Source organism: uncultured Escherichia sp., from assembly GCF_948475835.1.
GTDB lineage: Bacteria > Pseudomonadota > Gammaproteobacteria > Enterobacterales > Enterobacteriaceae > ECMA0423.
Window position 1 is genome coordinate 1 of the sequence record NZ_CAOLGM010000112.1, and the last position, 2,085, is coordinate 2,085.

At 53.9% G+C, this 2,085-nt stretch carries 1 protein-coding gene and 1 pseudogene (1 of these 2 only partly in view); both read left to right on the forward strand.

Going from position 1 to position 2,085, the window contains the following annotated elements; all coding sequences use genetic code 11:
- Positions 1-1,113: cell division protein FtsW (gene ftsW / locus QZF50_RS18350; protein ID WP_290388938.1), on the forward strand; the 1,113-nt coding region annotated here is incomplete at its 5' end.
- Positions 1,110-2,085 (forward strand): annotated as a pseudogene (gene murG, locus QZF50_RS18355) (undecaprenyldiphospho-muramoylpentapeptide beta-N-acetylglucosaminyltransferase) (it continues 78 nt past the right edge of the window). The gene ftsW and the pseudogene murG, both read left to right, overlap by 4 nt.

Consider the following 2,085-nt stretch of genomic DNA (forward strand, 5'->3'; position numbering starts at 1 on the left):
GATCGCACCTTACTGTGGCTGACCTTCGGCCTTGCGGCGATTGGCTTTATCATGGTGACCTCGGCGTCAATGCCCATAGGGCAACGCTTAACCAACGATCCGTTCTTCTTCGCGAAGCGTGATGGCGTCTATCTGATTTTGGCGTTTATTCTGGCGATCATTACGCTGCGTCTGCCGATGGAGTTCTGGCAACGCTACAGTGCCACGATGCTGCTCGGATCTATCATCCTGCTGATGATCGTGCTGGTAGTGGGTAGCTCTGTTAAAGGGGCATCGCGTTGGATCGATCTCGGTTTGCTGCGTATTCAACCTGCGGAGCTGACAAAACTGTCGCTGTTTTGTTATATCGCCAACTATCTGGTGCGTAAAGGCGACGAAGTACGTAATAACCTGCGCGGCTTCCTGAAACCGATGGGCGTGATTCTGGTGTTGGCAGTGTTACTGCTGGCACAGCCAGACCTTGGTACGGTGGTGGTGTTGTTTGTGACTACGCTGGCGATGTTGTTCCTGGCGGGAGCGAAATTGTGGCAGTTCATTGCCATTATCGGTATGGGCATTTCAGCGGTTGTGTTGCTGATACTCGCCGAACCGTACCGTATCCGCCGTGTTACCGCATTCTGGAACCCGTGGGAAGATCCCTTTGGCAGCGGCTATCAGTTAACGCAATCGCTGATGGCGTTTGGTCGCGGCGAACTTTGGGGACAAGGTTTAGGTAACTCGGTACAAAAACTGGAGTATCTGCCGGAAGCGCACACTGACTTTATTTTCGCCATTATCGGCGAAGAACTGGGGTATGTCGGTGTGGTGCTGGCACTTTTAATGGTATTCTTCGTCGCTTTTCGCGCGATGTCGATTGGCCGCAAAGCGTTAGAAATTGACCACCGTTTTTCCGGTTTTCTCGCCTGTTCTATTGGCATCTGGTTTAGCTTCCAGGCGCTGGTTAACGTAGGCGCGGCGGCGGGGATGTTACCGACCAAAGGTCTGACATTGCCGCTGATCAGTTACGGTGGTTCGAGCTTACTGATTATGTCGACAGCCATCATGATGCTGTTGCGTATTGATTATGAAACGCGTCTGGAGAAAGCGCAGGCGTTTGTACGAGGTTCACGATGAGTGGTCAAGGAAAGCGATTAATGGTGATGGCAGGCGGAACCGGTGGACATGTATTCCCGGGACTGGCGGTTGCGCACCATCTAATGGCTCAGGGTTGGCAAGTTCGCTGGCTGGGGACTGCCGACCGTATGGAAGCGGACTTAGTGCCAAAACATGGCATCGAAATTGATTTCATTCGTATCTCTGGTCTGCGTGGAAAAGGTATAAAAGCACTGATAGCTGCGCCGCTGCGTATCTTCAACGCCTGGCGTCAGGCGCGGGCGATTATGAAAGCGTACAAACCTGACGTGGTACTCGGTATGGGCGGCTATGTATCAGGTCCAGGTGGTCTGGCCGCGTGGTCGTTAGGCATTCCGGTTGTACTTCATGAACAAAACGGTATTGCGGGCTTAACCAATAAATGGCTGGCGAAGATTGCCACCAAAGTGATGCAGGCGTTTCCAGGCGCTTTCCCTAATGCGGAAGTGGTGGGTAACCCGGTGCGTACCGATGTGCTGGCGCTGCCGTTGCCGCAGCAACGTTTGGCTGGACGTGAAGGTCCGGTTCGTGTGCTGGTAGTGGGTGGTTCCCAGGGCGCACGCATTCTTAACCAGACAATGCCGCAGGTTGCTGCGAAACTGGGTGATTCAGTCACTATCTGGCATCAGAGCGGTAAAGGTTCGCAACAATCCGTTGAACAGGCGTATGCCGAAGCGGGGCAACCGCAGCATAAAGTGACGGAATTTATTGATGATATGGCGGCGGCGTATGCGTGGGCGGATGTCGTCGTTTGCCGCTCCGGTGCTTTAACGGTGAGTGAAATCGCCGCGGCAGGACTACCGGCGTTGTTTGTGCCGTTTCAACATAAAGACCGCCAGCAATACTGGAATGCGCTACCGCTGGAAAAAGCGGGCGCAGCCAAAATTATCGAGCAGCCACAGCTTAGCGTGGATGCTGTCGCCAACACCCTGGCCGGGTGGTCGCGAGAAACTT